The organism is Mesorhizobium sp. M4B.F.Ca.ET.089.01.1.1, assembly GCF_004022605.1.
Classification (GTDB): Bacteria; Pseudomonadota; Alphaproteobacteria; order Rhizobiales; family Rhizobiaceae; genus Mesorhizobium; species Mesorhizobium abyssinicae.
Genome location: NZ_RZOS01000530.1, coordinates 1 through 3,480 on the forward strand (window position 1 = coordinate 1; position 3,480 = coordinate 3,480).

Genomic DNA, 3,480 nt, shown 5'->3' on the forward strand with positions numbered 1-3,480 from the left:
GGACGAAATCTTTTCTCTAATCAACTGGGCGCGGCAGTTGGAATGTCGCATTCTGGTTGTGAGGACGTTGAGGGAACAACATGACCGGCACGACAGCACACTCCGGCAAGGTCGCCCTCGTCACCGGCGGCAATCGCCATATCGCGTTGGAAACCGGCCGCCGGCTCGCGGCGCTCGGCTTCACTGTGCTCGTCGGCGTGCGCGACCTCGCCAAGAGCGGGGCGGTGGCGAAGAAGCTCGCGGGCAATGTCGAGGCGATCGCGCTGGACCTTGCCGCGCTTGATGGACCGGCCCTTGCCGCGGCCGAAGTGGAGCGCCGTTTCGGTCGGCTCGACGTGCTCGTCAACAACGGTGCCATCCGCTACGACCTGTCCGCTCGGGCCTTGCTGCCCCACCGGACGTTGGGCCGCAAGGCCTTCGAGACCTATGTCGTCGGCGCCTGGCGGGTGGCGTTCGCGTTCGGGCCGCTGCTCAGCGCCTCCGGTCATGGCCGGCTGGTCATCGTCTCTCCCGAGGCCGGTTCCTCGGCCTCGACGGACGTCGGCGCGCCGGCCTATTCGACCGGCAGGGCGACGCTCAATGCGCTCACCCGGATCCTGGCGGACGAACTGCGCGGCGCCGGCGTCCTGGTTAACGCGATCAGCTCTGACTGGGTGGCCGACAAGAGCAAGCCCGACGGCCGCCCGCTCGCGCCAGGGGCTGCCGGCATCGTCTGGGCCGCGACATTGCCGGATGATGGCCCGACCGGCGGCCTGTTCCGCGACGGCAAAAGGCTGCCGTGGTGAGCGGATATGCTCACCCCACCGGCACCTCGAGCCCGACCTTCACCCGGTCCATCGCCACAAACGTGCGAAACCGCTTCACGTTGTTGTTTGCGAAGAACAGCCGCCTTGTCAGCGCCTCGTAGTCGGCCATGGTCGCCACGGTGACGACGAGAATGAAGTCGGCCTCGCCGGTCACGTAGTAGCACTGCTGCACCTCGGGCACTTCGGCGAAGCCGCGCTTGGCCGCGTCGATCAGTTCGGCGCGCTCGCTCTCCACCTCGACCTCGACGAAGATCGTGATCGGATGGCCGACCTTGGCCGGATCGACCAGCGCGACATTGGCGCGGATGACGCCGGTTTCTTCCAGGCGCTTTATGCGCCGCTGCACCGCCGGCGCCGACAGGTTGACGGCCTCGCCGATCACCCGCTGCGGCGTCGTGTTGTCCTTCTGCAGGATGGCGAGGATCGCGCGGTCGAAAGCGTCGAGATCGGGTGAGGCGGACATGGCGAGGGTTCCAAACGAAACAAACTTGCATTTCAGGCAGCAAAACAGAGCGCCTTTCTCGCCTTCCTTGCAATAAATTTCCGCCATCAAGACGGAGGAAACCGGCCCATGTTCCTGCTCAACCGCCACCCGGATCATCGCCAGCCGCTGACCGAGCAAGACGCCGCGACGCTCGGCACGGCCGGGGCCGTCGAAGCGGAACGCTTCCTCGCCGCGCGCGACAACCATGCCGAGACGCCGCTGCACGCCCTGCCGGCGCTCGCCGGCGAACTGGGCATCGGCGCCCTGCACGTGAAGGACGAGGGGCAACGCCTCGGCCTCGGCAGCTTCAAGGCGCTGGGCGGCGCCTATGCCGTGATGCAGCTGGTGCTGGAGGAGGCTGGCAGGAGGCTTGGTCGCACCGTCGATGTCGCCGAGCTGCATAGCGCTGACGTCAAGGCGATTGCCGCCGGCATGACCTTCGCCTGCGCGACCGACGGCAATCATGGACGCTCGGTGGCGCAGGGCGCCGGCCTGGTCGGCGCGCGCTCGGTCATCTTCGTCCATTCTGGTGTCAGCAACGAACGCGTGGCGGCCATTGCCCGCTTCGGCGCCGAGATCGTGCGCATCGCCGGCGACTACGACCAGTCGGTCAGGGAAGCCGCCCGCGTCGCCGCCGAGCGCGATTGGACGGTCGTCTCCGACACATCCTGGCCGGGCTACGAGCGCATACCGGGACTGGTGATGCAGGGCTATACCGTGATCGTGCGCGAGGCGCTGAAGCGCTTGGCTCAGCCGCCCACACACGTCTTCCTGCAGGCCGGCGTCGGCGGCTTCGCCGCGGCGGTGGCCGGCCATTTCGCCATCGTCCTTGGCGAGGATCGCCCGCGGGCAATCGTGGTCGAGCCCGCGCGGGCGGCCTGCCTCTATGAAACCGCAAAGGCAGGACATCCCATCGCGATAGCGCACAGCAAGCCCACGGTAATGGCGATGCTCGAATGCTATGAGCCGTCGCTCGTCGCGTGGCGGGTGCTGTCGCGGATCGGCGATGCTTTCATGACCGTGGACGAGGCCGACGCGGTTTCGGTGATGAACCGCCTGGCGCGGCCTTCAGGCGATGATCCGGCGATCGTCTCCGGCGAGAGCGGCGGGGCAGGGCTCGCCGGGCTGATCCGCGCTGCCGGCGATAAGAAGCTGCGGGCCGCCCTCGGGCTCGATGCCGATTCGCGCGTGCTCATCGTCAATTCCGAAGGCGCGACCGATCCCGGCCGCTATGCCGACCTGGTCGGGATGGCGCCGGAGGAGGTTGGCCGGGCGAGGCAGCCGGCATGAGCAATCTGACGATAAACGCCGACCGTCTTCTGCGCCGTATCGACGAACTCGGCAGCATCGGCCGCGATGCGCAGGGCCGGCTCGTCCGCGTCGCCGCTTCCGATATGGACAGGCTCGGCCGCGACCGCCTCGTCGGCTGGCTGCAGGAGGCAGGGCTCGAAGTCGCCGTCGACCGCATCGGCAACATTTTCGGCATCTGGCAGAACGATGCAACTGCCGGCCAGCTGCCGGTCATGCTCGGCTCGCACATCGACACGGTGATCGACGCCGGCATTTATGACGGCTGCTATGGCGTGCTCTCGGCGCTCGAGGCGATCGAGAGCCTGAAGGAGGCAGGTTTCGCGCCGGCGCGCCCGCTCGTCGTCGCCGCCTTCACCAACGAGGAGGGCGTGCGCTATTCGCCTGACATGATGGGATCGCTGGTCTTTGCCGGCGGCATCGGGGTGGACGAAGCGCTCGCGGCAGTCGGTACCGACGGCTCGGTGCTGGGCAAGGAGCTGGAGCGCATCGGCTATGCCGGCCGTCATCAGCCGGGATTCCTCAAGCCGCAGGCCTATGTCGAGCTGCATGTCGAGCAGGGGCCGGTGTTGGAGCGCGAAGGCATCGCCATCGGCGCGGTCGAGAACCTGCAGGGCATTTCCTGGCAGCGCATCACGATCGAAGGCCAGGCCAACCACGCCGGCACCACGCCGATGTCGATGCGCCGCGATGCCGGCGTCGCCGCCGCGCGGGTGATCGGCTTCCTGGCGGACCGCGCCGGCGCCTCGCCGACGCCGACGGTCGCCACTGTCGGCACCATCGCCTTCGAGCCCAACGCCATCAACGTCATTCCGTCGCGGGCGACCTTCACCGTCGATCTCCGCGATCCCGACGAAACGCACCTTCGCGAGGAAGAGGCGG

General features: G+C 67.8%; 4 protein-coding genes. 3 read left to right on the plus strand and 1 reads right to left on the minus strand.

Annotated features, from left to right (window positions below):
• The first annotated feature begins 80 nt into the window (after positions 1-80).
• A complete protein-coding gene (locus tag EN780_RS30000; RefSeq protein WP_128276096.1) occupies positions 81-785 on the plus strand; it encodes an SDR family NAD(P)-dependent oxidoreductase in 705 nt (234 codons plus the stop codon).
• Between the two features lie 10 nt (positions 786-795).
• Here EN780_RS30000 and EN780_RS30005 read toward each other — a convergent pair whose 3' ends face one another.
• Positions 796-1,269 carry an Lrp/AsnC family transcriptional regulator gene (locus EN780_RS30005; protein WP_128276097.1) on the minus strand — a complete coding sequence of 158 codons (474 nt, stop codon included), beginning with the start codon at positions 1,267-1,269 and terminating at the stop codon, positions 796-798.
• Between the two features lie 108 nt (positions 1,270-1,377).
• Between EN780_RS30005 and EN780_RS30010 the strand changes: the two genes are divergently transcribed.
• Positions 1,378-2,580, plus strand: a complete 1,203-nt coding sequence (locus EN780_RS30010) for a diaminopropionate ammonia-lyase (RefSeq protein ID WP_128276098.1) — start codon at positions 1,378-1,380, stop codon at positions 2,578-2,580.
• Positions 2,577-3,480 (plus strand): hydantoinase/carbamoylase family amidase (locus EN780_RS30015; protein WP_128276099.1); only part of this gene is annotated, 904 nt, incomplete at its 3' end. The genes EN780_RS30010 and EN780_RS30015, both read left to right, overlap by 4 nt.